This is a genomic window from Mesorhizobium salmacidum (SeqCode) (genome assembly GCF_037179605.1).
In the GTDB taxonomy this organism is placed as follows: domain Bacteria; phylum Pseudomonadota; class Alphaproteobacteria; order Rhizobiales; family Rhizobiaceae; genus Mesorhizobium; species Mesorhizobium salmacidum.
Window position 1 is genome coordinate 56,878 of sequence record NZ_JAPYKS010000012.1, and the last position, 26,511, is coordinate 83,388.

Consider the following 26,511-nt stretch of genomic DNA (forward strand, 5'->3'; position numbering starts at 1 on the left):
CGGAGTGGGGATATGAAATCGCTTGGCAGCATCCGCAGGGACTTCGCGCCATGGAACGACCCGAAGGCCAAGCCATATATTCAGTTCGACGGCGTCACCAAGAGGTTCGGCGACTTCACCGCCGTCAACAGTCTGTCGCTGACCATTTTCGAGCGTGAATTCTTCGCCCTGCTCGGCGCCTCGGGTTGCGGAAAGTCGACGCTGCTCAGAATGCTTGCCGGCTTCGAGGAACCGACAGCCGGTCGCATCCTGCTCGATGGTCAGGATTTGCGCGGCATTCCGCCCTATCGCCGGCCGGTCAACATGATGTTCCAGTCCTATGCCCTGTTCCCGCATATGACGGTCGAGAACAACATCGCCTTCGGCCTCAAGCAGGAAGGCATGCCGAAGCTCGATATCGAAAAGCGCGTCGCCGACATGCTGAAGCTGGTCAAGCTCGAGCAGTTCGCCAAGCGCAAGCCGCACCAGCTCTCCGGCGGCCAACGCCAGCGCGTCGCGCTTGCCCGCTCGGTCGCCAAGCGACCGAAGGTGCTGCTGCTCGACGAGCCGCTCGGCGCGCTCGACAAGAAACTGCGCGAGGAAACCCAGTTCGAACTGATGGATCTGCAGCAGGAGCTTGGTCTCACCTTCGTCGTCGTCACCCATGACCAGGAAGAGGCGATGACGATGGCCGATCGCATCGCCATCATGGACAAGGGCGAGGTGATGCAGGTTGCGACACCGGCGGAGGTTTACGAGGCTCCGACGTCGCGCTTCGTCGCTCATTTCGTCGGCAACGTGAATATGTTCGAGGGCAAGGTTGCCGAGCGCACCGACAAGACAACACGCATCACCGGCGCGACCGGAGCCCAGATCGTCGTCGAGAATGGCGCCGCCGCAACAGGCGCCGACATCATCTTCGCCGTCAGGCCGGAAAAGATCAGGGTTTCATCGAAGAAGCCGGCCGATGCCGTCAACGCGCTGGAGGGCGAGGTTTACGACATCGCCTATCTCGGCGACATGACCGTCTATCACGTCAGGCTGGATGACGGGCAGATCGTGCGGGCAAGCGCCCTGAACGCGGCTCGTGTGACCGAGGATCCGCTGACCTGGAACGACCGTGCCTGGGTGTCCTTCCGGCCCGACGCCGGCGTCGTGCTGGCACGGTAGGGGCGGGCATGTCCAATACCGCCGTCGCCGATGCCGCCGCGCCATCGACTGCCGCCAATCCGTTCCTGACGCGTTTGGGTGCCGGCTTCGTCAGCCGGCTCGTCATCATCGTTCCCTATCTCTGGCTGCTGTTCTTTTTTCTCGTCCCCTTCGTCATCGTCTTCAAGATCTCGCTGTCGCAGACGGCTATCGCCATGCCGCCCTATACGCCGGTGCTCGATTTCAGGGACGGCGTTTCCGGTTTCTTCGCCGGCTTTCGCGACCTCAACTTCGACAATTATGTCTGGCTGACGCAGGACGCACTCTATTTCAAGGCCTACCTCACCAGCGTCGTCATCGCTGCCATCTCCACGGGGCTGACCTTGCTGGTTGGCTATCCCATCGCCTATGGCATGGCGCGCGCTCCGGCCACGATCCGCCCGACATTGCTGATGCTGGTCATCCTGCCGTTCTGGACGTCGTTCCTGATCCGCGTCTATGCCTGGATCGGTATCCTGAAGCCCGAGGGCCTGCTCAACCAGTTGCTCTTGTCGCTGCACATCATCAATCAGCCGCTGGTGATCCTCAACACCTACACGGCCATCTTCATCGGCATCGTCTATTCCTACCTGCCGTTCATGGTGCTACCGCTTTATTCGTCGCTGGAAAAGATGGACTACTCCCTGATCGAGGCGGCCAAGGATCTCGGCTGTCCGCCGACCGCTGCCTTCTGGAAGATCACCTTTCCGCTGTCGCTGCCCGGCGTCATTGCCGGCTGCCTGCTGGTGTTCATCCCGGCCGTCGGCGAATTCGTCATCCCCGACCTGCTCGGCGGCTCGCAGACGCTGATGATCGGCAAGACGCTGTGGAACGAGTTCTTCGCCAATCGTGACTGGCCGGTGTCGTCGGCCGTTGCCGTCATCCTGCTGTTGCTGCTGATCGTACCGATCGTCTTGTTCCAGCATGCCCAGGCCCGCGCGCAGGAGCAGGACAAATGAACACCACCTGGAGCCGTTTCAACATCACGTCGATCACGCTCGGTTTTGCCTTTCTCTATTTGCCGATCGTGCTGCTCGTCGTCTTCTCCTTCAACGAGTCCAAGCTCGTCACCGTCTGGGGCGGCTTTTCCACCAAATGGTACGTATCGCTGTTCCACAATCAGGGCCTGATGGACGCCGCGTGGGTGACCATCCGAGTCGGTCTGATTTCAGCGACCGTAGCCACGGTTCTCGGCACCATGGGGGCCCTGGCGCTGACCCGCTACACACGCTTCCGGGGCAGGGTCCTGTTCTCCGGCATGATCTTCGCACCATTGGTCATGCCTGATGTCATTACCGGCCTGTCGCTGCTCCTGCTGTTTGTCGCCATCGGCATGGATCGCGGCATGACGACCGTGATCCTCGCGCATATCACCTTCACAATGTGCTTTGTCGCGGTCGTCGTGCAGTCGCGGCTTGTCAGCTTCGATCGCTCGCTGGAAGAAGCCGCCATGGATCTTGGCGCGCCGCCTGTAAAGACCTTCTTCCAGATCACGCTGCCAGTCATTCTGCCGGCGATCGTGTCCGGCTGGATGCTGGCCTTCACGCTGTCACTGGACGACCTGGTCATCGCCAGCTTTGCTTCGGGCCCTGGCGCCACCACGCTGCCGATGAAGATCTACAGCCAGGTCCGCCTTGGCGTGACGCCGGAGATCAATGCCGCCTGCACCCTCCTGATCGCGATCGTCACGGTTGGCGTCATCATCGCTTCGGTCGCCAACAAGCGTCGCGAGGTGCAGCGGCAGCTTGATGAGCGGGCCGCGCAACGCGGTTAGCTAGGAGCGGCGCTTCGGGCGCAAGGCGTTATTCGCCCGAAACGCCACGGCTGATGGGTGAAATGAACGGCGTGCTCCACGTTCCGCCGACGAAAAACGACGACTGGTTAGGCCCCTGCTGGCCGTTCTTTTGCGTTGCTGGCTGATCCGGCTGGATGACGCCGCCCGACAGCGCCAGTCCGCGTCCTGCGTAGGATGCGATGCCGGAAAGCCAGATCTTGTATTTCGCCGAATTGGCCTCGGCCTTGTCGAGTCTGGCCACGCCTCTTGAAATGGTTGCCTTCACTTCGGCGCCATCGATGGGCAGCGTCCCGTCCGAGACATCATCGAGCGCGAAGAAGCCGCCCTGTTCGGTACGCTTGAGAAAGGCCGGCAGGTTGAACTTGCTGAGCGCGCCAGGGCCGAAGGTCGCCGAGACCGAGCCGTCGGCGTTTTCAAAAATCGAATCCCAGGTCCTTCCCGGTCCCTTGAGGATGACCGAAACGGTGCCGGTGCCGACCGGCACCAGCCGGGTCATCCCCGCCGCGGTACCGAACGCGCCACCATCGACGTCGGAGGCCAGCAGCCGGATCTCGACCTGGGTGCCCTCGGGTTTACGGTCGAAACGAAGGCTGGTCTGGATGTTGCCGCCAAAAGCCGAGGCGTCGGAGATGTCGAAGACGGAAAGACCATCCTTGACCTGGGCGGTGGCCGCGACATCGGCAAGCTGGATACTCCCCGCCGTGGCACGGGCCGCCGACAGCCTGAGATCGAGATTGACCCGATCGGCGAAACTCGTGTCGATCTGACCCGGCTCGCTGCTGTTCGCTGGTCCCAGCGAGGTGAAGGCAGATAGAAACGACTTGAGGTCGAGCGTGTCGAAGGCAAGTGTGCCCGAGATCACCGGCTGCGCCTCGCCAAGCGACAGGTCCAGCGCGCCCATGCCCGGGTTGTTGTCCAGCGCCAGCGCCGTGTTTTCAAATTTAACGCGACCGGTCGACGCCGTGACCTTGCTCGAAATGCTGACCGAACCGATCGCCGCGCTCGGCGCGATGCCGGCTTGCGACCATTCCAGCACGCGGCGCAGCGAGGGCGCCGCGAATTTCACCTGGCCATCGAAATAGGCTTTTTCGGACATGTTGGCCGTGCCGTCGAAGGAGAAAGTGGCGGGCGCTGCCTTGAAGGACAGAGTGAGCGGTGCCATGCCCCCGGCAAACAGCACCAGGGGTCTCGGCGAGGCGGCATCCACGGTCACGCTTTCGCCACGCCAGATACCGGTCGCGGACAGTGTCGCGTTGCTGTTCATCGCCGCCCAAGTAGCCTGGCCGCTAAGACTGCTCAGGATCTCCACATCCTTGCCTTTGACGGACGCAACCATGCGGCCATCCCTGAACTCCACGGTTCCGAAAGTGTCGTCCGGCAGCTTGTCCAGGTCGGGCTTGGCGGGATCCGCGTTGACCAGGCCACGGGCCGCGTCGATGGAGCGCGCGATGCGCCCGCCGGTCGGCGCCGTGGGCAGGAATAGCCCGTCCGCCGTGCGTTGGACCCGGATCGTCGGCCGCACCAGCCGTGCCGTGGAAAACACCACATCGCCCTGCAATGCCGCCATGGCCGAGAGGTCGACCTCGACCCGTTCGGCTTCGACGACCGGCGGCGCATCGGCATCCGTCCACTTCGACAGCGTCACATCGGTCAGGATCGCGCGGAATTTCGGCCAGACCTCGATGCGCGGGGACCCCTCGATGGCAACCCGAAAGCCGCTCCAGGCGCTCAATTCCCAGGCGATGCGGTCACGCACGATCCGCGTCGAGGCAATCAGCGGCAGGGCCGCGACCACCAGAGCGATGACGATCGCGGCAGCGCCGATCGCCCATACTCCGCGGCGGATCAAGGATGATGGCATATAGCCCCGTATGCTTACATTCCGACAAAAACGATCGTCCGACGGGTGTAACCCCTGTCGTCACTACGACTTAGGGCTGACGCATTTCAAGTCTTTATGGCCCGGCGATGGCATTTGCGCACACCTGACCGCTTCAGCCCAACAAAATCTTGCTCTGCTGCGCTGCGATATGCATAAGCGATGACGACCGTGGGAGGATCGATCATGGCTGGCGAAGTACCGCTCTGGACCCCGACGCAAGACCAGATTGATGCCTCGCCCTTGACCGCCTTCATGAAGGTTGCGGCAGCGAATACCGGCAGTCCATTTTCATCCTACGCCGATCTTCACCGCTGGTCGGTCGAGAACCGGGAATCTTTCTGGGATCTTGTCTGGGATTTCTGCGGTCTTGAAGGCGACAAAGGCGAACGACTGCTGCTCGATGGCGAGAGGATGCCCGGCGCTTCTTTCTTCCCCGATGCGTCGCTGAATTTCGCCGAGAACCTCCTGAAAAAAACCGGTGCCGGCGAGGCAATCGTCTTCCGCGGCGAGGACAAGGTCGAGAGGCGGCTGTCGTGGAACGAACTGCATGGCCTGGTCTCGCGCCTGCAGCAGCTCTTCCTGTCGCTCAAGGTGAAGGAGGGTGACCGTATCGCGGCGATGATACCCAACATGCCCGAAGCCGTCGCCGCCATGCTGGCCACCGCCTCGATCGGTGCGGTGTGGTCATCCTGTTCTCCCGATTTCGGCGAGCAGGGCGTGCTCGACCGGTTCGGCCAGATCGAACCTGTCATCTTCATCGCGCCGGACGGCTATTGGTACAATGGCAAGGCGATCGAGGTCGCCGACAAGGTCAAGGCGGTCGCGGCCAGGCTCGGCAGCGTCCGCAAGGTCCTGCTCGTCGACTATCTCGGCACCTCCGCCGATGTTGCTGATACCATCGACAAGGCGGTGGCGATGGAGGAGGCGCTGTCGCCCTTCGCCGTCAAACCCGTCATCTTCGAGCGGCTGCCATTTTCGCATCCGCTCTACATTCTGTTTTCGTCCGGCACCACCGGCATTCCCAAATGCATCGTCCATTCGGCCGGCGGCACGCTGATCCAGCATGTCAAGGAACACCGGCTGCATGCCGGCCTCGGCGACGGCGACCGCTTCTTCTATTTCACCACCTGCGGCTGGATGATGTGGAACTGGCTGGTATCGGGTCTGGCCTCCGGCGCCACGCTGCTGCTTTATGACGGCTCTCCCTTCCATCCCGACGGCAACGTGCTGTTCGATTTCGCCGATGCCGAGAAGATGACCTTCTTCGGCACCTCGGCCAAGTTCATCGATTCCGTGCGCAAGGCCGGCCTCAAGCCGATCCGCAGCCATGATCTGTCGACGGTGCGCGCCATCTCCTCCACCGGGTCGCCGCTTTCGCCCGAGGATTTCCGCTTCGTCTATGACGGCATCAAGAAGGACGTGCATCTGGCCTCGGTTTCCGGAGGCACGGACATCGTCTCCTGCTTCGTCCTCGGCGTGCCGATCGAGCCGGTCTGGACCGGGGAGATCCAGGGGCCGGGCCTCGGCCTCGCCGTCGATGTCTGGGACGATGACGGCAAGCCGGTCAGGCAGGAGAAGGGAGAACTGGTTTGCACCAGGGCTTTCCCGTCCATGCCGATCGGCTTCTGGAACGATCCCGACGGCAAGAAATACCAGGCGGCCTATTTCGAGCGTTTCGACAATGTCTGGTGTCATGGCGATTTCGCCGAATGGACCGATCATGGTGGCATGATCATCCACGGCCGCTCGGACGCGACGCTCAATCCAGGTGGCGTGCGCATCGGCACGGCGGAAATCTACAACCAGGTCGAGCAGATGCCGGAAATCCTGGAGGCGCTGTGCATCGGCCAGGATTTCGACAATGACATGCGCGTCGTGCTGTTCGTGCGGCTGGCCGCGGGTGTCCAATTGGACGAGGACCTGGAAAAACGCATCCGCGCCAAGATACGCAGCGGCGCCAGCCCTCGCCACGTTCCGGCCAGGATCGTCGCCGTATCGGATATCCCCCGCACCAAGTCGGGCAAGATCACCGAACTCGCCGTGCGCGACGTCGTGCACGGCCGTGCCATCAAAAATAGGGAAGCGCTCGCCAACCCGGAAGCGCTGGAACTGTTCAGGAACCTGCCGCAACTCGCCGAGTGACCGGCATGGTTAACGAAATATGGCACGCGAATTTACCTAGATTTCACGAGTGGTACACATTCGTAAATTTTTTGGCGACCCGGTAAGGACTTGTTAAGGCCCGGCGTCGATAGTCGGATGTAACTTGAGGGAGAAATCCCGTTCCTCAGCCCCCGAGGATCTGAATTCAGCTCAAGCCCCCGTTGTGACAGCAATCTCATCTCTTAAGGCGTCCTTTGGACGCCTTTTCTTTTGGGCTTGTTATTCCGCCAGCACTCGGGTCGAGGGGAACGCAACCTCCACCAGCGTGCCTTCGCCGGGCGTCGAATTGATGGTGAAGCGGGCGCGGTTGGCTTCCACCATCGCCTTGGTCAACGGCAGGCCAAGGCCGGTGCCGTCGCCGCGTCCGCGCTTCAGGGCGTTGATTTGCTTGAATGGCTTCAGCGCCTGCTCGATCTCGGACTGGCTCATGCCGATGCCGGTGTCACGCACCCGCATGACGACATCGCCCGAGGTCTCGTAGGCGGTCGAGACGATCACCTGGCCGCCGGCCTGGGTATAGCGGACGGCGTTGGACAGGATGTTGAGCGCGATCTGGCGCACGCTGCGCAGGTCGGCCACCACTTCCGGCAGCCGCGAGGCGAAGCTGGAGCGGATGATGACCCGTTCGCGGTTGGCCTGCGGCTGCATCATCGCCACGGTTTCGGCCAGCGTATCGTTGAGCGACACCGCCTCATAAGCCATTTCCTGCTGGCCGGCCTCGATCTTCGAGATGTCCAGGAGGTCATTGACCAGATCGAGCACGTGGTTGCCCGAGCGGTTGATATCGCGCAGATAGTCGCGGTAGCGGTCATTGGCGACCGGCCCGAACTTCTCGTCGACCATCAGTTCGGAAAAACCGATGATGGCGTTGAGCGGCGTGCGAATCTCGTGGCTGATGCGGGCGAGGAAATCGGTCTTCTGCGAGGAAGCGCGTTCGGCCACCGCACGCGCCTGGGTGAGGTCCTCCTCGGCTCGCTTCCACTGCGTGATGTCGCGCACCACGGCGCAGAAGCCGCTGTCGTTGGGCAGCCGGCCGATGGTCATGAACAGCGGGATGAAGCGCCCCTGTGCTTCGCGGCCGATCACCTCGCGGCCATCATTCAAGACGCTCGCCACGCCAGGCTCCAACAGGCCGGTGAGATAGTCGCGCGCCGCGCGCTGGCTCTCGATCGCAAACAGCGAGGCGAACGGCTTGCCGGTCACCTCGTCGCTGTCGAAACCGAACAGCGCTTCGGCCGGGCGGCTGATCGAACGGATGGTACCGTCGCTGCCGATCAGCACGACCCCGTCTGTGGCGGTGTCGATGATGGTGCGCATCTCGGCGATGCGTGCCTTGAGCTCGGAAATATCGGGCTGCGTTGGCTCCTCGCCGATCACGTGCAGGGCCACAGGCGCATCATCCTCGCCGGAGCGGCGCACGACCAGCATCAGGGCCTTGCCGTCGCGCCAGGGCACGGAGCGCAAGATGGCATCGATAGGGAATTCCTGTCCGTCGCGCGTCTTCAGCCGCAGCGCCCGGTCGCTGCCGTCGGAGGCGTCGTCATCGGCATAAGGGTCGGCAAACAGAGCGCCGAGGCCGCCCGCATCCTCCAGGTCCTCCAGTGTCGCGTACCCGGTCAGGTCGAGGAATTCCTCGTTTGCATAGTGCAATTGGTCGCCCGAATGGATGATGAGCGGCACCGGCAGCTTGCCGAGCAGTGATGTATCCGGCGTCTTGTTTTCGGCACCGACGGAAAATGCTGACGGCATGAACCCTTCGGTTTTGAGCGGCGGCACTTGCAGGCGCGGCCGCTCGGCAAATGTCTCGGTCGCCTCATGCCTGCCGCCGGTTCCGCCGGTGGTCGCAATCGTTTCCTCGCCGGATGCAGTCGCTTGCTCGCCGGCCCAGTCCTCATCGTCCTCGGCGTCGCGAAAATCGTCTGACGTCATGCTGTCGTCATCGGCCGGCGGTGCCTTGGCAGGTCCTGCCTGCGCTGCCGCCTCGCCGATTATCTCCTGTGCCTCGGGCGCTGACGCCTCGTCGCTGCCGTCGGCGGCATGGGCAGGCTCGTCCTCCTTATCGGCATAGTCGAGCAGGGAGCCCGAAGCCCTCGGCGGCGGGGATTCGGAGCTCGGCGCCTGTTGTTCGACCTGGTCCGGCTGCGCACCGTCGAGCCGCGCCAGATCCCTCTGATCCTCGGCATCGCCCGGGGAAGGTTCGCCCGCACCCGGCTCGTCTTCGGCACCGGGCGCTGCCATCTCATGCGCCGGGCCGGTCACTGGTTCCTGGGTCGAATTTGTTGGTTCGGCATCCGGGGTGGCGATGTCCACCGGCGGTTTCGTATCGGTCGCGGGTTTGGTCGCGTCGTGCGGCTCCGGCAAAGAGCCTGTTCCGGCACCTGGTTCCGCTTGCCTTGCCGGCTCGGCTGGTTCGGCCGCCGGCGGCTCTGCCGTGGAACTTTCTTTCTTCAGACGCTCGCCGATCTCGCGGAACGCGCTGCGTTCCAGCGTCGACAGCCCCTTGTCGTTGGCCGGCTGCCGGTGTTCGGCCAGCCGGATGACCTTGTCGGCGAAGCGCCGCTCCGGTTTAGGTACTATCGTCAGCGCCGGCACTTCGCCCTTGAACGGATCCGATGCCTTGGGTCCGTCGGCCTCTGGCCCTTCAGGCGCCGTCTCCACGGCCTCCGGTTTCTGTGCCGCCGGCACCTCGCCATTGGGCACCAATGCCATGCCTATCGCTTCCGGATCGAGGACCGCGTCCCCGGTTCGCGCGACGCCGAAGCCGCGGAAGCCTTCGAAGGCGCGGCTGCGGCCATAGACGGGCAATGCCGCCAGGTCGACCGGGACCTTCAGGTCGGTGCCGACGACGGGCCACAGCACCGAGCGGCCGGACCAGGTGTCGCGCCGCTCCAGCAGGCCGGCGATCTCGCCGGACGCATCAAGGCCGAAAGCCGCCGCGACATCCCTGAAGCGTCGGCCGATCACGTCGGCGGCCGGATGACCGACGACATCGGCAAATTCCGGTGACAGCGCGCTGAACTTGCCCTCGGCATCGGTACGCCAGACAAAACGTATCGGTGCCGCCGAGCGGCCTATCGTCCGGGTGGCCGAAGCTGTAGTCGGAGCTGCCGGGGAGGCGACCTCGTCCTGCTTCACGCTGTCCGCCGAAGCCTCGGTGCCGGCCGCCTCGGCCACGCTTTTCGGTTCCGGCGCGTTGTCTTCTCCGGCATTGAAATACCAATGATCGTGCTGTGCCGGCGTGCCCGCCGCCGGTTGGTCATTGTCGGCGGCGACCAGTGCCGGCGCGGCCGGCTCCTCGATTTCTCGCGTTGCTCGTTTCGGCATATCGCCAGCGACGGGCTCGAAAGGGGCGGGCTCCTGTTCCATTTTGGCCGCCGTCGGCTGTTCGACCGCCTCTGTCCGCGAAACATCGGCTGTCGGCTGCTTGTCCCGCCGAGACCCGGATTCTACAGCGGCGGTTTCCGCCGCCTCCATTGTGCTGCCAATCTCCTTGGCAGGGTTTTCCGTTGCCGCGGGCGAGCCGTCCGCCGAAGCCGCCGCGCCGGATGCGCTGTCCTCCAGTTGATCCTCGTCGATCACCACCAGTAGATGCCGCTCCGGCGTCAGCCGGGCGAGGCCCGCCGGGTAGGAGGTCCTGCCGCCCGGAACGAGGCGCTTGACGATGCGCTCGCCCTCGGCCGCGACGTCGGCCACCAGGGCCGCCAGTGTCGCGGGCTGGATGCTGAGTGCCAAAAATCCCTCCGAGGCGGACTCGATATTGCCCTTGGCATCGATGAAGGCAATGAAATGGCCGTCTTCGGTCAAGCCACTGATCGCCCGGCTGGCGATCTCGGCCGCACTGCGCGAGCCGGTCTGCGCCGCCGGCACGGCCAGCATGATGGCATTCTCGCCATCGGGCAGCGTCACGGCACTGGCAAGAAAGCCGACGGCGCGGCTGGTCATGCCGGTCGCCAGGCGCACCGTGATCGAGCGATCGCTGCCGATCTGCGGGAAACCGCTGGTCGCCATGATCTGTCGGCGCGCGATCAGCGGCAGCCGCGCCGAGGCGCCGATGATCGCTTCGATATCGGGATAACCGAACATGGCGGCGCCCGGCCCATTGGCCCAGATCACCTGCTCGAGGTCCACCGACAGGATCGCGATCGCGTCGCCGGCGGCAAACCGCTGGCGGACCGCGTCGAGTACGGCGACGTCAAGGAAGGAATATTCGGACGGCATGCGCTTGGCGAACCCTCACGGAGCGGCGAATTTGCAGTTAACGCTTTGTTAATAAAAGCCGCAGCCACGAAGGTCCACAAGCCAGAACGTGCAAAGGCTGAATTTTGGCTGTTTGGTTAACGGCCGAAAACATTTTTTTGTGCACTGCAACAAGGATATTGCAATGCACAAAAATTGCCTTTATATTGCCATCATACATGAACGAGACGGCTTTCTGTCAAAGCCGCTGCCGCTGAAAAGGATGGAAAATGTCCAGGACCAAGACTGCCGAGACCATCGAAAACGTTGAATTCCCGAGCTTCGACGCTTCCAAGGCCACCGACCAGATGCGCGCTTTCGCCGAAAAGGGCGTTGAGCAGTCGAAAGAGGCCTACGCCAAGCTCAAGACCGGCGCCGAGGAGACCCAGAAGGCCCTGGAGTCGACCTATGAAACCGCCAAGACTGTTTCCAGCGATCTGTCGCTCAAGACCATCGCGGCGCTGCGCGCCAACGCCGAGGCCGGCTTCTCGCATCTCGAAGCCCTGATCGGCGCCAAGTCGCTGTCGGAAGTCGTCGAGCTGCAGACCGCCTTCCTGCGCAAGCGCGTCGAGCTGACCGTCGAGCAGGCCAAGGACTTCCAGGCTGTTGCCTCCAAGGCGGCCGAGGATGTCTCGAAGCCGATCAAGACCGCCTTCGAGAAGGCGATCAAGGAAATCAAGGCCGCCTAATAATTGCGCATCGTCCGCGGATGCAACAAAAGGTCGCATTTTGTCGGACAAATAGATGTGAGATAGTGGCGGTCAAGCGAATACCCGGCGGGTGGAACCTCCTCCCTTCACCTCCGGGGTGACCAGCCAGCACCTCCTCCCGCTGGCTCGTAACAGGAAAAGGCCGGCACCTCCTCCCGCCGGCCTTTTTCTTTGCCCGGCGAAAGGTGCACCGCTGTGGGGAAGTGGCCTTTGCTTTGCAAAAGCCTTGAATTAGAATTCATAAGCCCGTAAGGACGCATCGCCGAACGACAGAGCGGATCGCGGAGGATGAACCTTCCACCTCGATCCCGCTACCAACGTTAAGACGTGCCGTTGTAGCTCAGATGGTTAGAGCGCCGGATTGTGGATCCGGAGGTCGCTGGTTCGATCCCAGCCAACGGTACCATTGGCTTTCCGTTAATTAATTGAATTTACTGTCTAATCCGGCCGCGCACGTCGAAATCCCACGCGATGGCGCATTTTGTGCTGTCTATTGTGCTGCAAATGACGCCTGGGAAGACATCGCAAAGCGCAAGACCCTGACGGCTTCCTGCGGCTGAGGCATCGTGCTGGCCTTACCGGATCGGCGTCTTGCCGCGAAACAGCGGCTGGTGCGCCCGCATCAAGGCGGTAATCCGGTCGGCGACTTTTCGGACCAGCGGGGAGTGACGTTCCTCGTGATGGGTAACGATCCATTGGTCGGTTTCGAGTTCGGCGATAGGCTGAGCGACGCGAACCAGCCGCGGATCGCTGTCACCCACGAAGCACGGAAAAATCGAAAGGCCGGCGCCGGCGGCCACCAGTTCGCGTACCGAGTGGCTGTTGTTGCCGCGCACGGCGATGCGGTCGCCATGATGGGCTTGCAGCCAGCGCGCCGAGGCAACGTTTGCCCCTTCGCCGGTCACGCCGACGAACAAGCCGGCGGCGATGCCGTTGATCAGCTGGCGTCCGGCATAAATGGCGTGGGCAACCTTGCCGCTCTGGCGACCGGCCAGCCACTGTTCGTTCGGGCGCTCGCTGCGGATGCCGATGTCGGCGGCACGACGTCCGATGTCGACCCTGTCGGTGGTGGTGACGAACTCCACCCTTATGCCGTCATCGACCGTCCAGATATCGCCGATATGGGCGCAAACGAAGGCCGAGGTCCATGGCCCGGCCGAGACGCGGACAATGCGGTCGGGCAGGCTTCCCTCGCGCCAGCGGGTCAGCGACTGCATCGCTGCCTCGACATCTTCGGCGCGCCGCAGCAGTTCTTCACCGACCGGGGTCAGCCGGTAGCCGGTCTGCTGACGCACGAACAGCGGTTCGCCGATCTGCTTTTCGAGCGCGGTGACGCGTCGTCCAAGGGTGGCCGCGCTGAGGCGCGTGGTGGCCGTCGCCGCGCTCAAGCCACCCAGCCGCGCAACGTCTAGAAACAACCTCAGATCGTCCCAGCCGATATCCATTTTGCAGAAATGAAAAACTCCTTGCGACCGTGGCTGTAGCGCGAAGCGGGCATCGCACGCAAGTATGCGGGCATTGGAGGTGTTGGACAATCCTGCCTGGCGGAACAGTGAGAAGCGCCTCGGCTGGCCAAGAAGCCAGCGCAACCCTTTCGATCGCGCAGGCGCTTGGCGCGGATGCTTTGCGCTTTCGATCAACCACGAGGGGTATTCCGCGCGCCAAAGGAGACGGTCATGTTGCATGAATTTCGACGCCGCTTCGCCCGCTGGCTTGCCTATCGCCAGACGCTTGCGAGCTTGCGGCATGTCCCGGACAGCACGCTGGCGGATGCCGGCATTTCTCGCGAAGAAATCCGCGAGCGTGCCCGCTACGCCGGCCTGCGTCGTTGAGCCAATGGAGGCGGGCATGCAGATGATGAAGCTTTGGGATGGCCGCTCGGTACCGCGCATCGGCATCGGCACCTGGGCGGCGGGTGGCGCGGCGCGCTGGCATGACACGGCGACCATCTATGGCGAGGTCGACGACGTCAGGTCGCAAGCCGCATTGGCGATGGCCTATGATATCGGCGCGCGGGTGTTCGACACGGCTGCCGCCTATGGCGCCGGCAATGCCGAGCTGATCCTTGGGCGGGCGTTGAGGGGCAAGGACGAAGCGGTCATCGTCACCAAGGTCGGCTATTTCGGCGATCCCGAAACGCGCAAGATCGCTCCCGAGGATGCCTCTGCCGCGGCGATCCGGACTTCGATCGACAATTCGCGGCAGCGACTGCAGCGCGATTGTATCGACGTCGCGCTGCTGCATATCAACGAGTACCCGATCGAGCGCGCCGGCGAGGTGTTCGATACGCTCGGCCTGCTGCATCAGGAGGGCAAGATCGGCGGCTTCGGCTGGAGCACCGATCACCGCGAGCGGCTTGCCGCCTACGCGCCGCGCGAGGGTTTCGTGGCCGTGGAGAATGACTTCAATGTGTTTACCCCGGCAAACGAGCTGATGGCCGTTGCGGCGCGCGAGGACCTCGTCTCGTTCAGCCGGCTGCCCCTGGCAATGGGGCTGCTCACCGGCAAATACACGCCGGCCATGAAGCTGCCCGCCGATGACGTGCGCGGCGGGAATGCCGAATGGATGGTGTTTTTCAGGGATGGCGCCGCCAATCCGCACTATCTGTCAAGGCTCGCGGCAATCCGCGACCTGCTCACCTCGGGCGGGCGCACGCTTGCTCAGGGCGCGCTCGGCTGGATCCTCGCCAAGTCGGCAATCGCCTTGCCGGTTCCCGGCTTCACGCGGCCCGAGCAGGTCGAGGACAATCTCGGTGCGCTGGAAAAAGGGCCGCTGCCGGCAGCGGTGATGGCCGAGATCGACGCCGTGCTGAATATCGCCGGGACCGCCTGACATTGCAGTCCGAAATTCGCATCATCTCGGAGCAGAGCTGCACACCGAGCTGATACCGATTGAAAATCGGCGGATGTCATCTGCAAAGAGCTTCTGGGCGAAGACAACCGGGCACGGTTTAGGCGCCCGAACGGGCTCGGTTCGAATTGATTCGCCAAGTTCAGTCCGAAGGCGTACAAAAAGGGGTCGTCAGCAGCACGATGCGGGCGTTGACGCTTGGGAGCGACCATCGCACTCCTGCCCAGCGTGAGGCTAGGATGTCATGGCGAAAGACCCTGAGCGCCCCGGTCTAGCGGCCGAAGCCGTGCGTGCACTTGCCCGCGAATCGGGCGCTACGGAACAGCAGATACGCGACATAGTGTTCCTGATAGGCTTCGACCGCTCCTCTATCCTCAGGGAAGCTCGCCTTCTGGCGAAGGATCGATAGCCGACGAAACCTGCGATTTGTCCACAGCAGCTACTGTCGGTTTCATACCGACACGGCCGCCCGCCTAGTGCTGGCCGGGTGGGACAGTCTATGTTTTGCCACCGTCGTTCGAGGGGCGCGGCCGGCCGAGAGATCCTAGTGCTCTTGCCCAAGTGGAGAGCGTTTCGTGGATCACAAGGTTCTGCAGGCCAGGAGCGAGTTGTTGCGCCGGATGGGCGCGGGCGATTTCGAGCGGCTGCGGCCACATCTCAAGAGCGTTTTTCTGGAATTGCGATCACCGTTGGAGAACGAAGGCCAAAAGATCGAGGCCGTCTATTTCTTGGAGAGTGGCATCGCATCTGGAGAGTGGCATCGCATCGGTTGTGGCCAAGGCTTCGGCGACGGCGGAAGCAGAGGTGGGAATAATCGGCTTTGAAGGCATGACCGGTTCGGCGCTGATCATGGGCGACGAGCTGGCAAGCTTCGATTGTTACGTCCAGTCGACGAGCGAAGCGCTGCGGATGAGCGCCGCGCCATTCCTCGAAGCCTTGGAAGACAGCCCTACCTTGCGGCCGTTCCTGTTGCGCTACGTCCAGTATCTCCACATCCAGACGAGCTACACGGCATCGATCAACGCGCGGCACAGCCTTGAGGTCCGGCTGGCGAGATGGCTTCTGATGTGCAGCGACCGGACCATCGGCGACAGGCTTATGATAACCCACGAATTCCTGTCCGTCATGCTGGGCGTCAGGCGCCCTGGGGTCACTGTGGGGCTTCAGACAATCGAGAGCCATGGCTACATCCGAGCCCGCCGCGGCGAAATCACGATCCGGGATCGGAAAGGTCTTATGACGCTGGCACGGGACTCTTACGGCGCTCCCGAACTGCAATACCGTCGGCTGGTCGGAGATCTCGGTTCAAAGAACCCTTCCAGGCAGGATCGTCCGCCCACCTGACCGCCACCATTGCCGGGGTTGGTAGCCCGGATTGTGGGCCGGAAGTGCGGGAATGGCCGGCGCGATAATGCCGGTTTGACGGCACATTGCCTAAGCTCGCGTCGGCCATTGCGGCATGTTTGTGGATGCCGCCTAGCCAATCTAGTGATCTAGCGATGGCCGACAATAAAGGTCAATTGATTGGTAAGAACCGTACGAAGCTGAACTTTGTCTTGCACCGATGGGGTGCCATGCAAGCCTGGCGCATCGCACTCTCGGAATAGAACATGACTTCCCGCCGCTGGCCGGGCACCGTCACCCCGCTCACGTTGCGGATGTTGGCCATAGATCCCTTTGCAATGCCGGCACCTCGCCGGCGCCGCTCATGGCCGGCACCGGTCAGGCAATCACAAGTCCTTGAACGCAAACTGTTCCCGGAACATCTCAACTCCAGGTTTGTTTGGAGCCCCAGATGCTATCTGGAGCAGGGCGGAGAAATCCATGGTCAATTCGCGATCGATGCCGGTGGTCACCAGGCGTCCGATCTATCGGGCGCCAATGGCGATCGCCAATGCCTGTTTCATCGGCACGCTGCTGACCGACCTCGCCTATTGGCGGACCGCCGAGATGATGTGGACCGATTTTTCCGCATGGCTGTTGTTAGGCGGTCTGGTGATGGGAGCGCTTGCGGTAATTGCGGCCCTTGTTGATCTCTTCACCGGTCGAATGTTCCCAGTGCGCTGGGTCTATCTGTTCGGCAGCCTGGTGGTTCTTGTCCTTTCGCTCTTCAACGCGCTGGTGCACAGCCGTGATGCCTGGACGTCGGTTGTGCCGACGGGGCTCATCCTCTCCGCAGCGGCCGTGATCGTCTTGCTTCTCGTGTGGCTGCTGCGATGGAGCACGGGCCGCGCTCCCGTGGAGGTGGTCGAATGAGCGCCATGCAGGTTTCCGGCAGACACATCCGGCGTGCCGTGGGGTTAGTCCTGCTGTGCGGATCGCTTCTGGCATTGCCGGCCTGCAGCGACGACGACCCAGACCCAAGCGGCCAGGTCGGGCCGAACCCGACACTGCCTGAACCGACGCAATATCTTGTTCCGCCGATGCATGTCGCTTCGATCATCGGCTGGAAACAGGACGAGAAACCCACGGTTGCGAAGGGGTTGCAGATCCAGGCATTCGCCAAGGGATTGAAGCATCCGCGCTCCCTCTACACCTTGCCGAACGGTGACGTTCTCGTGGTCGAGTCCGTGGCGCCGCCCGGCGCCGCGATCAAACGTCCGAAGGACCTGATCATGGGCTGGATCGAGTCCATGGCGACATCGGGCGGCGGCACCGAGGGAAGCAACCGCATAACCTTGCTGCGCGATACGAACGGCGATGGTGTGCCCGATCTCCAGAACGTCTTCCTCGACCATCTCAATTCGCCCTTCGGCGTGGCTCTGGTCGGCAACGACCTCTATGTGGCCAACACGGATGCCATCGTGCGCTATCCCTACACGCCAGGCGATACCAAGATCACCGCCCCTGGGACCGTGCTTACGCCGCTGCCCGGCGGTCCGATCGATCACCACTGGACCAAGTCTCTCGTCGCCAGCCCGGACGGATCGCTGCTTTATGTCGGGGTCGGCTCCAACAGCAACATCACGGAGAACGGCATCCAGGCGGAGAAGGACCGCGCCGCCATCTGGGAGGTCGACAGGGCGACAGGCCGTTCGCGCATTTTCGCAAGCGGGCTGCGCAATCCCAACGGTTTGAGCTGGGAGCCGCAGAGCGGAGCGCTTTGGGCCGTTATCAACGAGCGCGACGAACTCGGTCCCAATCTGGTTCCCGACTACATGACTTCGGTCAAGGACGGCGCGTTTTATGGCTGGCCATACAGCTACTATGGTCAGCATGTCGATCCGCGGGTGATGCCGCGGCGGCCGGACCTGGTCGCCAAGGCGATCCCCCCGGACTATGCACTGAGTTCCCATGTCGCGCCCCTGGGCCTGGCATTTTACACCGGCACCAATCTGCCCGAATCCTATCGCAACGGCGCGTTTGTCGGCGAACATGGCAGCTGGAACCGAAAGCGCTTCAACGGCTACAAGGTCGTTTTCATACCGTTCAATGGAGGTCGTCCCGACGGCAAGCCTCAGGACGTCGTCACCGGTTTCCTTGACAATGACAACAAGGCACATGGGCGGCCCGTGGGCGTTGCTGTCGATAAGGCCGGTGCTTTGTTGATTGCGGACGATGTTGGAAACACCGTCTGGCGCGTGACTGCCGCACCTCGGTAGCCGTTTCGGATTGTATGCGCAGGCAAGGCGCATGATGATCTTGGCACGATCTGGTAAAAATCGTACAGTGAAAAGCCATCAAATCAAGCGCTTTTAAATACCTGCCACGCCGATATGGGCGGCGAGTCGGACGGACGAACGGCCATGTCGACAAATCCCGAACCGACCAATGTCGCCGCGTCGGTGGACGCCATTCTCGATGAGTTGCAGGACAGCCCTTTCCCGTCGATGCAAGCCGCCATAGCCATGCTGCGGGAGCGGACCGGCACAGAGCGATCGGATGCCGATCTAAAAGGCTTGATCACCAAGAAAGCTGCTGTGCGGGGCATTCAGCTTTTTGACGAGGGCAGCACCGCAAATTGAGCCCAAGGCTGCGCATCTAGGTTCGTTATTGATGGATGGCGCTCGCGACGAAATGCCCGATCGCGATCTGGTCAAAATCACCGAAGGTGCGCAATGACGCGGGCGCCCAGGTGTTTCGGGCATCGCTTATCCTGACTGCCGACTGAAGCGCGTGACCTTGATCGGTCAGCGTAGGAGCCGCTGTGGAATTTCCACCACATTCTCCGATCCGGGCAGCTCAAAGGCCATGGCCAACCGACGCAAGGAGGCCATTTCCACGATCAGCTCTTCGATCGAACGATCCGGCAAACCCGTCTTCACTTTCTGCCTTACCCTTGCTGTGAGTTCATGAACCCGGACAGGCACGAAAAGTGCGCTGTCGTCCAGCAATCTGCTGATTTCGATCACCACATCGGCGTCAATGTCTTTCGGCAATTCCCGCATGGGCGTCACCTTGGTCTCGAAGCGCCCCGAAGGCGATCAGGCATTGCGCCAGAAGGCATGCCGGACGGGGATCGATCGCCAGATTCATAAAACCACCCGCCCGGCGTGTCACGATAAAACATTTGTACGAAAATAACCGAACCGGCTGGCTCCCGTAATCCATACGTCTTGCCCAAAATCGCGGGCTACGGCATCGGCGCATGCCGCACACCATGGCTCAATTGCCGTCAGCATCCGGGCGCCTGTCACCTGGTGAACTCGTCATCAAGAATGCGCAACGCCTCTTCGTATTTGGCCGTGGGTGCTCCGATCTGCCGCGATTGCCAGATATTATCGGTCAGATCCGCCCGTTTTACCGGCAGCGCCAATGGGTTCGATGCAGCCCGCCGCACGAATGCAAAATAGTCCTCGCCGTCTCTGCGCGTCATGGCGTCGACCGCGGCGGCGATCGTCGGTCCAAAGCCCGCCTCTTCAAGCCTGGTCCGGCTCCAGCCTTCGCCTTTTTCCAGAACGTCGTGCAGATAGGCGACGACTTTCTGGTCCATCGTCTCGACAGCGTCGACCACCCGACGGCAATGATCGATATAGGGGCCTCCTGTCTTGTCGTGCTGCGATGCATGGGCCTGCTCCGCAATCTTGGCCGCCCGATAGAAAATACTCATCGCATCCATCTCCGCCTTGCCCCCGCGAGCCGCGGCCTTCAGGCACTAACACCGTTCCCTGGTTTCGCGGTGCGGCAAGTCCACGCGGCAGCAAAACGCCGGCCGCCGGCGTCGGTTCCTGTCCTTTTGCAGGAGCGAGTTCCCGCACGGGACGCTCGTCGGTTCCGAGCGCCATGGCATCGAGGCCGCTTCCGTTGACGGAGCCGGCGGAAATGGACCGGCAAGAGGGCCAGAACCAGGCAGCCGATTGGGTATCGACCGCGCTTCGGTTTCGACGAAGCAATGGGCAGAAAAAGACTTCTTTTTGCGATCCGGCCCGAATGCTCTCTTGCGGACCTTAGAACACGCAAGGCTCGCTTGGGAGGCGACGCCCAAACAAGAGCGGCTGCCAAAACAAGAGCCGGCATACGCCGCTAGAATCAGGCCGATGCCGGCAACAGCCATAGGGGAACCACGACAATGAAGACATTTCGAAACTGCCTGATGAGCGCGGTCGGCGCAGGCCTGCTGGGCCTGGGGCTTGCCGCTCCTGCCAGCGCCGGCGCCATCCGTCTTGGCATGACGACCTGGGTGGGCTACGGCCCGCTGTTTCTTGCCCGCGACCTTGGTTACTTCAAGGAGGCCGGCGTCGATGTCGACCTGAAGGTCATAGAAGAATCAGCGCTTTACATGGCGGCGGTCGCCGGTGGCGATCTCGATGGCGCCGCCTCCACGGTCGACGAGCTGATGAAGTACCGCTCGAACGATCTCTGTTTCAAATACGTCCTGGCGCTCGACGACAGCCACGGTGGTGACGGTGTCGTCACGCAGCCCGACATCAAGTCGCTCAAGGATCTGAAGGGTCAGCAGGTGGCCTTGAACGAGGGCTCCGTTTCCGAGTTCTGGTTCAACGTGCTCCTGAAAAAGGAAGGCATGACCGAGGACGACGTCACCATCACCAACATGACCGCTGATGACGCGGCGACCGCCTTCATCGCCGGCCAGGTTCCCGCCGCCGTGACCTGGGAGCCGCATCTCACCGAAGTCCGCAAGGGCGGCAAGGGAAAGGTGCTGATCGATTCGACGACCACCCCTGGCCTGATCGTGGATGTGATCGCCCTCAAATGCGATCTCATCGAAAAGCATCCCGAGGACGTAAAGGCCCTCGTCAAGGGCTATTACAAGGCGGTCGAGTACATCAAGACCAATCCGGAAAAAGCCTATGAGATCATGGCCAAGGGCATTGGCGGCTATCTCGAAAAGCCCGAGGATTTCGCGGCCGGCGCCAAGGGTGTGCGCTATTATGACCGCGATCGTAACCTGGAGTTCTTCGGCACGCCGCAGAAGAGCGAGGCGTCCGAGCTGGTGAACTTCGCGCAGGACATCTGGGGCAAGGCCGGCAAGCTCAAGATGACGATCGACGCGAAAACCATCCTCGACACCGATTTCATCAGGGAACAGTGAGCCTTCGAGAAACCGGGGTCGGTCCGCCTGGGCCGCCCCCGATTCCCGGCAGGCCCGAGCTTCGCGCTTCAGAACATCAACGGAGGCCATCCCATGGCACAAAGGCGGACGGCGTGGACACGCCTGACGACCCCATTCGCCAACATTCCAGCCAGCACGGCAACAACACTCGCGCTGGCGATGTGGGTGGTCGTGATCGGCGGCTGGGCCCTGCTGTCCTATGGCCGCGTCGTTCCGAACATGTTCCTCCCGACGCCTGGAACCGTGCTGCAGACGACCTATCGCATGTCTCTGGACGGCAGCCTTTTTTACCACACTTTGACCAGCGCCAAGGTGGTGATCCTGGGCTTCATCGTCTCCTCGCTGATCTCGGTGCCGCTGGGATTGTGGATGGGGACATACCGGGTGGTGCAGGCGCCGCTGGAGCCGTTGGTCAATTTCATCCGCTACCTGCCCGTGACCTCCTTTGTGCCCCTGTTCATCCTTTGGATCGGCATCGGGATCGAACAGCGCATAGCGGTCATCTTCTTCGGCACCTTTTTCCAGCAGCTGGTGATGATTTCCGACTGTGCGCGCAGTGTGTCCAGGGACCTGGTCAACGCCTCCTACACTCTGGGCACCAAGCGCAGCGAAGCCGTGTGGCACGTCATTTTCCCGGCCGCGCTTCCAGCCATCCTCGACACGCTTCGCGTCACCATGGGCTGGGCCTGGACCTATCTGGTCGTGGCCGAGCTCGTCGCCGCGTCCAGCGGTCTCGGCTATATCAGCCTGAAGGCGATGCGAGGCTTCCAGGTCGATGTGATTTTCATGGCGATCGCCGCGATTGGGCTTCTGGGCCTTGTCACCGACACGGCGTTCCGCATTATCCGGGCGAGGGTCGCGCCATGGGCATCCTGATGTTGAACGCAACCTCGCAAACCGCGGTCGGATCAAGGGTAACAATGAGCGAGACCATCAAGGCGAATGATCTGGCCGGCTCGGCCGCGACGACCGGCGATACGCGCTCGACCGGCACGACGATGTCAATCGAGGACGTGACATTGCGTTACGGCGACGCCAACGGCGTGCTGGCACTGGACGATGTGTCGCTGAAGGTGGCCAAGAACGAATTCTGTGTGATCGTCGGCCCTTCGGGATGCGGCAAATCCAGCCTGCTCTACCTTGCGGCCGGCCTCAATGACGCGACTTCGGGCAGCATCAAGGTCGATGGCCGCGAAGTGATCGAACCCGGTCCCGACAGAGGCATGGTGTTCCAGAGCTACACCTTGTTTCCCTGGCTCACGGTGCGTGCCAACATCGAGTATGGGCCCAAGCGCAAGGGCCTGCCGGCGGGGCGGCGCAAGCAGATCGTCGACCAGTATCTAGACGAAGTCGGCCTCGCGCCCTTTGCCGACCACTACCCCGCCCAGCTTTCCGGCGGCATGAAGCAACGCGTCGCGATTGCACGCGCCCTTGCCAACGATCCGGCCGTTCTGTTGATGGACGAGCCCTTCGGCGCTCTCGACAGCCAGACGCGCGGCACCATGCAGAAACTGCTTTTGCGCGTCTGGGAGCGGCAGCAAAAGACGGTGCTGTTCGTTACCCACGATATTGACGAGGCGCTCGTCCTGGGCGATCGCGTCCTGGTGATGACGGCCAGGCCCGGCAAGATCAAGGCCGAGATCAAGGTCGACATCCCCAGGCCGCGCTCGATGGACGTGATCCTCGAACCCGAGTTCATCGCGCTCAAGCGCCGCATCCTCGGCCTTTTACACGACGAGATCGACGAGGATCATTGATGCACGTCGCCCAAACGCATGCCCACGGGCTCGACCCGAGGGTCTGCGGCGGTTTTTGGGAAAACAGCGTGCTACCAAACGTCGAGCGGACCCATTCGAAAGGCGGGGCGGATCCCTACCTTTCGCCGTGATGCGCCGAGCCCAGGATCATCTCCGAAGCCTTCTGTCCGATCATCATGCTTGGCGCATTCGTGTTGCCGCCGATAAGCTTCGGCATGACTGACGCATCCGCGACCCGGAGCCCAGCCACGCCTCGCACTTTCAGCGTCGCCGGATCGACGACCGCCATCGCGTCCGTCCCCATCTTGCAGGTCCCGACAGGGTGGTAGACGGTCAACGCTTCGGCGCGCAGATAAGCGAGGATCTCGTCGTCGCTGCGGATATTCTTGCCCGGAAGCATTTCCTTGCCACGCACCGGATCGAACTCGGATGCGGCGAGGATCTTGCGCGCGATCTTGATGCCTTCGACCAGCACCATGGCGTCGTCTTCATCGGCGAGGAAGCGGTGATCGATGAGAACATCGCGGCGAGAACTGTCCCGTGACAATCTGATCTCACCCACGCTTTTCGGTCTGAGCACGCAGGTATGAATGGCGTAGCCGTGGCCATATTCGATGAGCCTGCCGCGATGGCTGCGATAGCCCGGCACGAAGTGGAACTGAATGTCGGGCAGGCCGTTCGCATGCCTGGTTCTCGCAAAGCCACCGGCCTCGACATAATTGGTGGTGAGCATCCCCTTTCGCCGCGCGAAATACTGGAAGGGCGCTGCCGTGATGCGGGGCAGGTTGGCAAGCGACAGGCCGAGCGTCCTGGTGCTCCTGGAGCGCACGGTGATCATGCCGTCGACATGGTCCTGCAGGTTCTTGCCGACACCCGGCAGGTTGAGAACCGGCGTGATGCCGATTTGCCGCAGCTCGTCCGCGGGGCCGATGCCGGACGCCATCAGGATCTTGGGCGAGTTGATGGCGCCGGCGCAGAGTACGATCTCGCGGCAGGCCGCGAATATTTTCTGCTGGCCATCATGGCGCACGCGCAGTCCAGTCGCGCGCCCTTCGGCGATGACAAGGTCGATCACCTCGCATGCGCTGAGCAGCGTCAGGTTCCTGCGATCGAGGACCGGACGCATGAAAGCGGTGAAGCTGCTGAAGCGCTCGCCCCGATTCTGCGTGACGTTGTAGATCCCGACGCCGAACTGGCTCTCTGCATTGAAGTCTTCGTTGGCGGGCAGGCCGGCACGTTCGCCAGCCCTGACGAACATCCCGGAGAGCACGTTCGGATCACGCGGATTGTCGACCATAAGCTCGCCGTCCGTGCCGTGATAGCGCGGGTCCTGGGCGATCAGGTTGCGCTCCAGCTTCCTGAACACAGGCAGCACGTCGCTGTAGGCCCAGCCGGCGCAGCCGAGCGCTGCCCATTCGTCATAGTCCTCCGCGGCGCCGCGAATATAGACCATCGAGTTGATCGAACTCGATCCGCCCAGCGTCTTGCCCCGGTTGACCGGAATGCTGCGGTTGTTGAGATGGGGCTGTGGCACGCCGACGAAACAATAGTCGTAATTTGGGTTGCCATAGAGCGACAGAATGCCTGCCGGCACCCTTACCCGCAGGCTGTTAGCACTGCCGCCGGCCTCTATCAGGCACACCCTGACCGACGGATCGGCGCTCAGCCGGTTGGCCACCACGCAGCCCGCCGACCCCGCGCCGACGACGATGTAATCATAGCTCTCGGTCTTCATGCCAGCCCCTCGAGGATGCCGGCGCTCGAGGCATTGCGGAACGGGCCGCTGCGGTAGCGCATCCTGTTCCGCAACCAGTTCCGTGCCGACACATGCCCGGCTTCGCCCGCCACATCGTGCGGCGCTGCGGGTCCGACCGCTGAAACTGTAGATGCGTCTATCGGCGTGAGAAATTCGGAAATGGTTACGCGTGACTTCGGAGATTCGTTATGGGCGCCCACCGGCACGTGCTGCTACTTGTGAGCGCCAATAACGAGACGACCGGATGACGCGCGGCCTGTCTGGAATACGGTGAAATGGATCACCCGGGGCTGCATCCGCCAGCCGCCGGAAATCGGTTTCATCCGTGCGGCGGGAGCTGTCGAATGGTCAGAAGAGGACTGGGCATGTCGGTTGAGACGATAGACACGCTTGTCGTTGGCGGCGGCCAGGCGGGGGTGGCCATGAGCGAGCACCTGAGCAAGTGCGGAGTGCCTCATCTCGTCCTCGAACGTGGCCGCATCGCCGAGCGCTGGCGCACGCAGCGATGGGACTCCCTGGTTGCCAACGGCCCGGCCTGGCACGATCGCTTCCCGGGCATGGAGTTTCCGCGGACGGCTCCCGACGGCTTTCCCTCCAAGGACGAGGTCGCCGACTATTTTGTCGCTTACGCCAAGCAGATCGATGCGCCGATCCGCAGCGGCGTGGAAGTCAAACTCGTGCAAAGAAATGTCGGTAGGCCCGGCTTCCGCGTCGAGACGTCCGATGGCGTGATCGACGCCAACAGCGTCGTTGCCGCCACCGGACCGTTCCAGACCCCCGTCATTCCGCCTGTTGTCCCTGAGGAGGCTGGCATCCTGCAAATCCATTCCAGCGCGTACCGCAATCCCGCGAAATTGCCAAAGGGCGGTGTGCTGGTGGTCGGAGCGGGATCATCGGGCGTGCAGATCGCGGACGAGCTCCAGCGCGCGGGAAGGCGCGTCTATCTTTCGGTCGGCCCGCATGACCGCCCGCCGCGTGCCTATCGCGGGCGCGACTTCTGTTGGTGGCTGGGCGTTCTCGGCAAATGGGATCTCGAAACCCCAGGACCCGGCACGGAACATGTCACGATCGCGGTGAGCGGCGCGCGCGGCGGTGAAACGATCGATTTCCGCCGGCTGGCGGCGCAGGGGCTTACCCTGGTCGGCATGACAAGGACATACCAGGACGGGCTGATGAGCTTCGCGCCTGATCTTGCGAAAAACATTGCTCGCGGCGACGCCAGCCTGATGTCGCTGCTGGATGAAGCCGACGCCTATGTCGCGCGCAACGGTCTCGACCTTCCGGAAGAGCCCGCTGCCCGCCGGATCGAACCGGATCCGGAATGCATGACCAATCCGATCGGCGAACTGCACCTGGCCAAGGCCGGGATAGCGGCGATCATCTGGGCGACGGGCTTTGCCGCCGACTACAGCTGGCTGAAGGTCGACGCCTTTGACGAGAAGGGCCGGCCCAGGCACCACCGCGGCGTCTCGATCGAGCCAGGAATCTATTTCCTGGGGCTGCCCTGGCAGTCGCGAAGAGGTTCCAGCTTCATCTGGGGCGTATGGCACGACGCCAAGCACGTGGCCGACCGCATTTCGACGCAGCGCAAATATCTGGCCTACCATGCCGCCGCGAAGCGCGAGGCCGTGGACGCCTGACCAAAGCCGACGACAGCTGCGAGCCCGACCTGATGGAGACC

23 protein-coding genes and 1 tRNA gene are annotated in these 26,511 nt (G+C 62.6%); 18 read left to right on the forward strand and 6 right to left on the reverse strand.

The genetic code is table 11. From position 1 onward, the window contains the following. Positions 1 to 12: 12 nt before the first annotated feature. From O7A60_RS17460 to O7A60_RS17470, 3 genes are read left to right on the forward strand one after another with little or no spacing between them, the layout of a single operon-like run. Positions 13 to 1,149, forward strand: coding sequence for an ABC transporter ATP-binding protein (locus tag O7A60_RS17460; protein ID WP_337107296.1), 1,137 nt, complete (start codon positions 13 to 15; stop codon positions 1,147 to 1,149). 8 nt (positions 1,150 to 1,157) lie between these two features. Then, positions 1,158 to 2,126 carry an ABC transporter permease subunit gene (locus O7A60_RS17465; protein ID WP_027144810.1) on the forward strand — a complete coding sequence of 323 codons (969 nt, stop codon included), beginning with the start codon at positions 1,158 to 1,160 and terminating at the stop codon, positions 2,124 to 2,126. Further along, positions 2,123 to 2,941: an ABC transporter permease gene (locus O7A60_RS17470; RefSeq protein WP_015316315.1), complete on the forward strand. Its 819-nt coding sequence runs from the start codon at positions 2,123 to 2,125 to the stop codon at positions 2,939 to 2,941. Before O7A60_RS17465 ends, O7A60_RS17470 begins: the two co-directional genes overlap by 4 nt. 28 nt (positions 2,942 to 2,969) lie before the next feature. On the opposite strand, the gene O7A60_RS17475 is transcribed toward O7A60_RS17470, so the two are convergent. Continuing rightward, positions 2,970 to 4,823: an AsmA family protein gene (locus O7A60_RS17475; RefSeq protein WP_337107297.1), complete on the reverse strand. Its 1,854-nt coding sequence runs from the start codon at positions 4,821 to 4,823 to the stop codon at positions 2,970 to 2,972. Between the two features lie 204 nt (positions 4,824 to 5,027). Here O7A60_RS17475 and O7A60_RS17480 point away from each other — a divergent pair, with 204 nt between their 5' ends. Further along, complete coding sequence (locus O7A60_RS17480) at positions 5,028 to 6,986, forward strand: acetoacetate--CoA ligase (protein ID WP_337107298.1); 1,959 nt, start codon at positions 5,028 to 5,030, stop codon at positions 6,984 to 6,986. A 240-nt stretch (positions 6,987 to 7,226) separates the two neighbouring features. Here O7A60_RS17480 and O7A60_RS17485 read toward each other — a convergent pair whose 3' ends face one another. Next, the gene (locus tag O7A60_RS17485; protein ID WP_337107299.1) at positions 7,227 to 11,225 is read right to left on the reverse strand and encodes a PAS domain S-box protein; all 3,999 of its coding nucleotides are present in this window, start codon (positions 11,223 to 11,225) and stop codon (positions 7,227 to 7,229) included. Positions 11,226 to 11,473: 248 nt separating this feature from the next. On the opposite strand from O7A60_RS17485, the gene O7A60_RS17490 reads away from it, so the two are divergent. Together O7A60_RS17490 and O7A60_RS17495 are read left to right on the forward strand one after the other, a co-directional pair. After that, entirely contained in the window at positions 11,474 to 11,932 is a 459-nt protein-coding gene (locus tag O7A60_RS17490) for a phasin (RefSeq protein ID WP_027144815.1), read from the forward strand. 350 nt (positions 11,933 to 12,282) lie between these two features. Beyond that, positions 12,283 to 12,359 (forward strand) — tRNA-His (locus O7A60_RS17495). A gap of 169 nt (positions 12,360 to 12,528) precedes the next feature. Here O7A60_RS17495 and O7A60_RS17500 read toward each other — a convergent pair. Next, positions 12,529 to 13,701, reverse strand: coding sequence for a LysR family transcriptional regulator (locus tag O7A60_RS17500; RefSeq protein ID WP_337107301.1), 1,173 nt, complete (start codon positions 13,699 to 13,701; stop codon positions 12,529 to 12,531). Here O7A60_RS17500 and O7A60_RS17505 point away from each other — a divergent pair. The 8 genes from O7A60_RS17505 (at position 13,630) to O7A60_RS17535 (ending at position 18,768) form a co-directional block, all read left to right on the forward strand. Next, positions 13,630 to 13,785: a DUF1127 domain-containing protein gene (locus O7A60_RS17505; RefSeq protein WP_337107302.1), complete on the forward strand. Its 156-nt coding sequence runs from the start codon at positions 13,630 to 13,632 to the stop codon at positions 13,783 to 13,785. The two genes, O7A60_RS17500 and O7A60_RS17505, sit on opposite strands and share 72 nt — an antisense overlap. Before the next feature lie 16 nt (positions 13,786 to 13,801). Then, the gene (locus O7A60_RS17510; RefSeq protein WP_337107303.1) at positions 13,802 to 14,785 is read left to right on the forward strand and encodes an aldo/keto reductase; all 984 of its coding nucleotides are present in this window, start codon (positions 13,802 to 13,804) and stop codon (positions 14,783 to 14,785) included. A 262-nt stretch (positions 14,786 to 15,047) separates the two neighbouring features. Next, positions 15,048 to 15,212 (forward strand): hypothetical protein, encoded by a 165-nt coding sequence (locus O7A60_RS17515; protein ID WP_337107304.1) that lies wholly within the window; start codon positions 15,048 to 15,050, stop codon positions 15,210 to 15,212. A 166-nt stretch (positions 15,213 to 15,378) separates the two neighbouring features. Then, entirely contained in the window at positions 15,379 to 15,627 is a 249-nt protein-coding gene (locus tag O7A60_RS31970; protein WP_415926828.1) for a hypothetical protein, read from the forward strand. Then, complete coding sequence (locus O7A60_RS17520) at positions 15,608 to 16,147, forward strand: Crp/Fnr family transcriptional regulator (protein ID WP_415926829.1); 540 nt, start codon at positions 15,608 to 15,610, stop codon at positions 16,145 to 16,147. Before O7A60_RS31970 ends, O7A60_RS17520 begins: the two co-directional genes overlap by 20 nt. 498 nt (positions 16,148 to 16,645) lie before the next feature. After that, entirely contained in the window at positions 16,646 to 17,059 is a 414-nt protein-coding gene (locus tag O7A60_RS17525) for a DUF2231 domain-containing protein (protein WP_337107305.1), read from the forward strand. A 5-nt stretch (positions 17,060 to 17,064) separates the two neighbouring features. Then, positions 17,065 to 18,405, forward strand: a complete 1,341-nt coding sequence (locus tag O7A60_RS17530; protein ID WP_415926831.1) for a PQQ-dependent sugar dehydrogenase — start codon at positions 17,065 to 17,067, stop codon at positions 18,403 to 18,405. Between the two features lie 144 nt (positions 18,406 to 18,549). After that, positions 18,550 to 18,768, forward strand: a complete 219-nt coding sequence (locus tag O7A60_RS17535; protein ID WP_337107307.1) for a hypothetical protein — start codon at positions 18,550 to 18,552, stop codon at positions 18,766 to 18,768. A 165-nt stretch (positions 18,769 to 18,933) separates the two neighbouring features. On the opposite strand, the gene O7A60_RS17540 is transcribed toward O7A60_RS17535, so the two are convergent. Together O7A60_RS17540 and O7A60_RS17545 are read right to left on the reverse strand one after the other, a co-directional pair. Continuing rightward, positions 18,934 to 19,191, reverse strand: a complete 258-nt coding sequence (locus O7A60_RS17540; RefSeq protein ID WP_140504669.1) for a hypothetical protein — start codon at positions 19,189 to 19,191, stop codon at positions 18,934 to 18,936. Between the two features lie 245 nt (positions 19,192 to 19,436). After that, complete coding sequence (locus O7A60_RS17545) at positions 19,437 to 19,853, reverse strand: HD domain-containing protein (protein WP_027144822.1); 417 nt, start codon at positions 19,851 to 19,853, stop codon at positions 19,437 to 19,439. Positions 19,854 to 20,312: 459 nt separating this feature from the next. On the opposite strand from O7A60_RS17545, the gene O7A60_RS17550 reads away from it, so the two are divergent. From O7A60_RS17550 to O7A60_RS17560, 3 genes are all read left to right on the forward strand, one after another. After that, on the forward strand, positions 20,313 to 21,296 hold the full coding sequence (locus tag O7A60_RS17550; RefSeq protein ID WP_337107308.1) for an ABC transporter substrate-binding protein: 984 nt from the start codon (positions 20,313 to 20,315) through the stop codon (positions 21,294 to 21,296). 93 nt (positions 21,297 to 21,389) lie between these two features. Beyond that, positions 21,390 to 22,193, forward strand: coding sequence for an ABC transporter permease (locus O7A60_RS17555; RefSeq protein WP_140748272.1), 804 nt, complete (start codon positions 21,390 to 21,392; stop codon positions 22,191 to 22,193). Between the two features lie 122 nt (positions 22,194 to 22,315). After that, on the forward strand, positions 22,316 to 23,074 hold the full coding sequence (locus O7A60_RS17560; RefSeq protein WP_210241538.1) for an ABC transporter ATP-binding protein: 759 nt from the start codon (positions 22,316 to 22,318) through the stop codon (positions 23,072 to 23,074). A 115-nt stretch (positions 23,075 to 23,189) separates the two neighbouring features. Here O7A60_RS17560 and O7A60_RS17565 read toward each other — a convergent pair whose 3' ends face one another. Further along, entirely contained in the window at positions 23,190 to 24,809 is a 1,620-nt protein-coding gene (locus tag O7A60_RS17565) for a GMC family oxidoreductase (RefSeq protein ID WP_337107309.1), read from the reverse strand. 386 nt (positions 24,810 to 25,195) lie between these two features. Here O7A60_RS17565 and O7A60_RS17570 point away from each other — a divergent pair, with 386 nt between their 5' ends. Then, a complete protein-coding gene (locus tag O7A60_RS17570) occupies positions 25,196 to 26,470 on the forward strand; it encodes a flavin-containing monooxygenase (protein ID WP_337107391.1) in 1,275 nt (424 codons plus the stop codon). Positions 26,471 to 26,511: the final 41 nt, after the last annotated feature.

What these genes read in the sequence shown, in the direction of transcription:
- O7A60_RS17460 (WP_337107296.1), top strand. Translation starts at nt 13, where the DNA reads ATGAAATCGCTTGGCAGCATCCGCAGGGACTTCGCGCCATGGAACGAC.
- O7A60_RS17465 (WP_027144810.1), top strand. Translation starts at nt 1,158, where the DNA reads ATGTCCAATACCGCCGTCGCCGATGCCGCCGCGCCATCGACTGCCGCC.
- O7A60_RS17470 (WP_015316315.1), top strand. Translation starts at nt 2,123, where the DNA reads ATGAACACCACCTGGAGCCGTTTCAACATCACGTCGATCACGCTCGGT.
- O7A60_RS17475 (WP_337107297.1), bottom strand. Translation starts at nt 4,823, where the DNA reads ATGCCATCATCCTTGATCCGCCGCGGAGTATGGGCGATCGGCGCTGCC.
- O7A60_RS17480 (WP_337107298.1), top strand. Translation starts at nt 5,028, where the DNA reads ATGGCTGGCGAAGTACCGCTCTGGACCCCGACGCAAGACCAGATTGAT.
- O7A60_RS17485 (WP_337107299.1), bottom strand. Translation starts at nt 11,225, where the DNA reads ATGCCGTCCGAATATTCCTTCCTTGACGTCGCCGTACTCGACGCGGTC.
- O7A60_RS17490 (WP_027144815.1), top strand. Translation starts at nt 11,474, where the DNA reads ATGTCCAGGACCAAGACTGCCGAGACCATCGAAAACGTTGAATTCCCG.
- O7A60_RS17505 (WP_337107302.1), top strand. Translation starts at nt 13,630, where the DNA reads ATGTTGCATGAATTTCGACGCCGCTTCGCCCGCTGGCTTGCCTATCGC.
- O7A60_RS17500 (WP_337107301.1), bottom strand. Translation starts at nt 13,701, where the DNA reads ATGCCGCAAGCTCGCAAGCGTCTGGCGATAGGCAAGCCAGCGGGCGAA.
- O7A60_RS17510 (WP_337107303.1), top strand. Translation starts at nt 13,802, where the DNA reads ATGCAGATGATGAAGCTTTGGGATGGCCGCTCGGTACCGCGCATCGGC.
- O7A60_RS17515 (WP_337107304.1), top strand. Translation starts at nt 15,048, where the DNA reads ATGGCGAAAGACCCTGAGCGCCCCGGTCTAGCGGCCGAAGCCGTGCGT.
- O7A60_RS17525 (WP_337107305.1), top strand. Translation starts at nt 16,646, where the DNA reads ATGCCGGTGGTCACCAGGCGTCCGATCTATCGGGCGCCAATGGCGATC.
- O7A60_RS17530 (WP_415926831.1), top strand. Translation starts at nt 17,065, where the DNA reads ATGCAGGTTTCCGGCAGACACATCCGGCGTGCCGTGGGGTTAGTCCTG.
- O7A60_RS17535 (WP_337107307.1), top strand. Translation starts at nt 18,550, where the DNA reads ATGTCGACAAATCCCGAACCGACCAATGTCGCCGCGTCGGTGGACGCC.
- O7A60_RS17540 (WP_140504669.1), bottom strand. Translation starts at nt 19,191, where the DNA reads ATGCGGGAATTGCCGAAAGACATTGACGCCGATGTGGTGATCGAAATC.
- O7A60_RS17545 (WP_027144822.1), bottom strand. Translation starts at nt 19,853, where the DNA reads ATGAGTATTTTCTATCGGGCGGCCAAGATTGCGGAGCAGGCCCATGCA.
- O7A60_RS17550 (WP_337107308.1), top strand. Translation starts at nt 20,313, where the DNA reads ATGAAGACATTTCGAAACTGCCTGATGAGCGCGGTCGGCGCAGGCCTG.
- O7A60_RS17555 (WP_140748272.1), top strand. Translation starts at nt 21,390, where the DNA reads ATGGCACAAAGGCGGACGGCGTGGACACGCCTGACGACCCCATTCGCC.
- O7A60_RS17560 (WP_210241538.1), top strand. Translation starts at nt 22,316, where the DNA reads ATGTCAATCGAGGACGTGACATTGCGTTACGGCGACGCCAACGGCGTG.
- O7A60_RS17565 (WP_337107309.1), bottom strand. Translation starts at nt 24,809, where the DNA reads ATGAAGACCGAGAGCTATGATTACATCGTCGTCGGCGCGGGGTCGGCG.
- O7A60_RS17570 (WP_337107391.1), top strand. Translation starts at nt 25,196, where the DNA reads ATGTCGGTTGAGACGATAGACACGCTTGTCGTTGGCGGCGGCCAGGCG.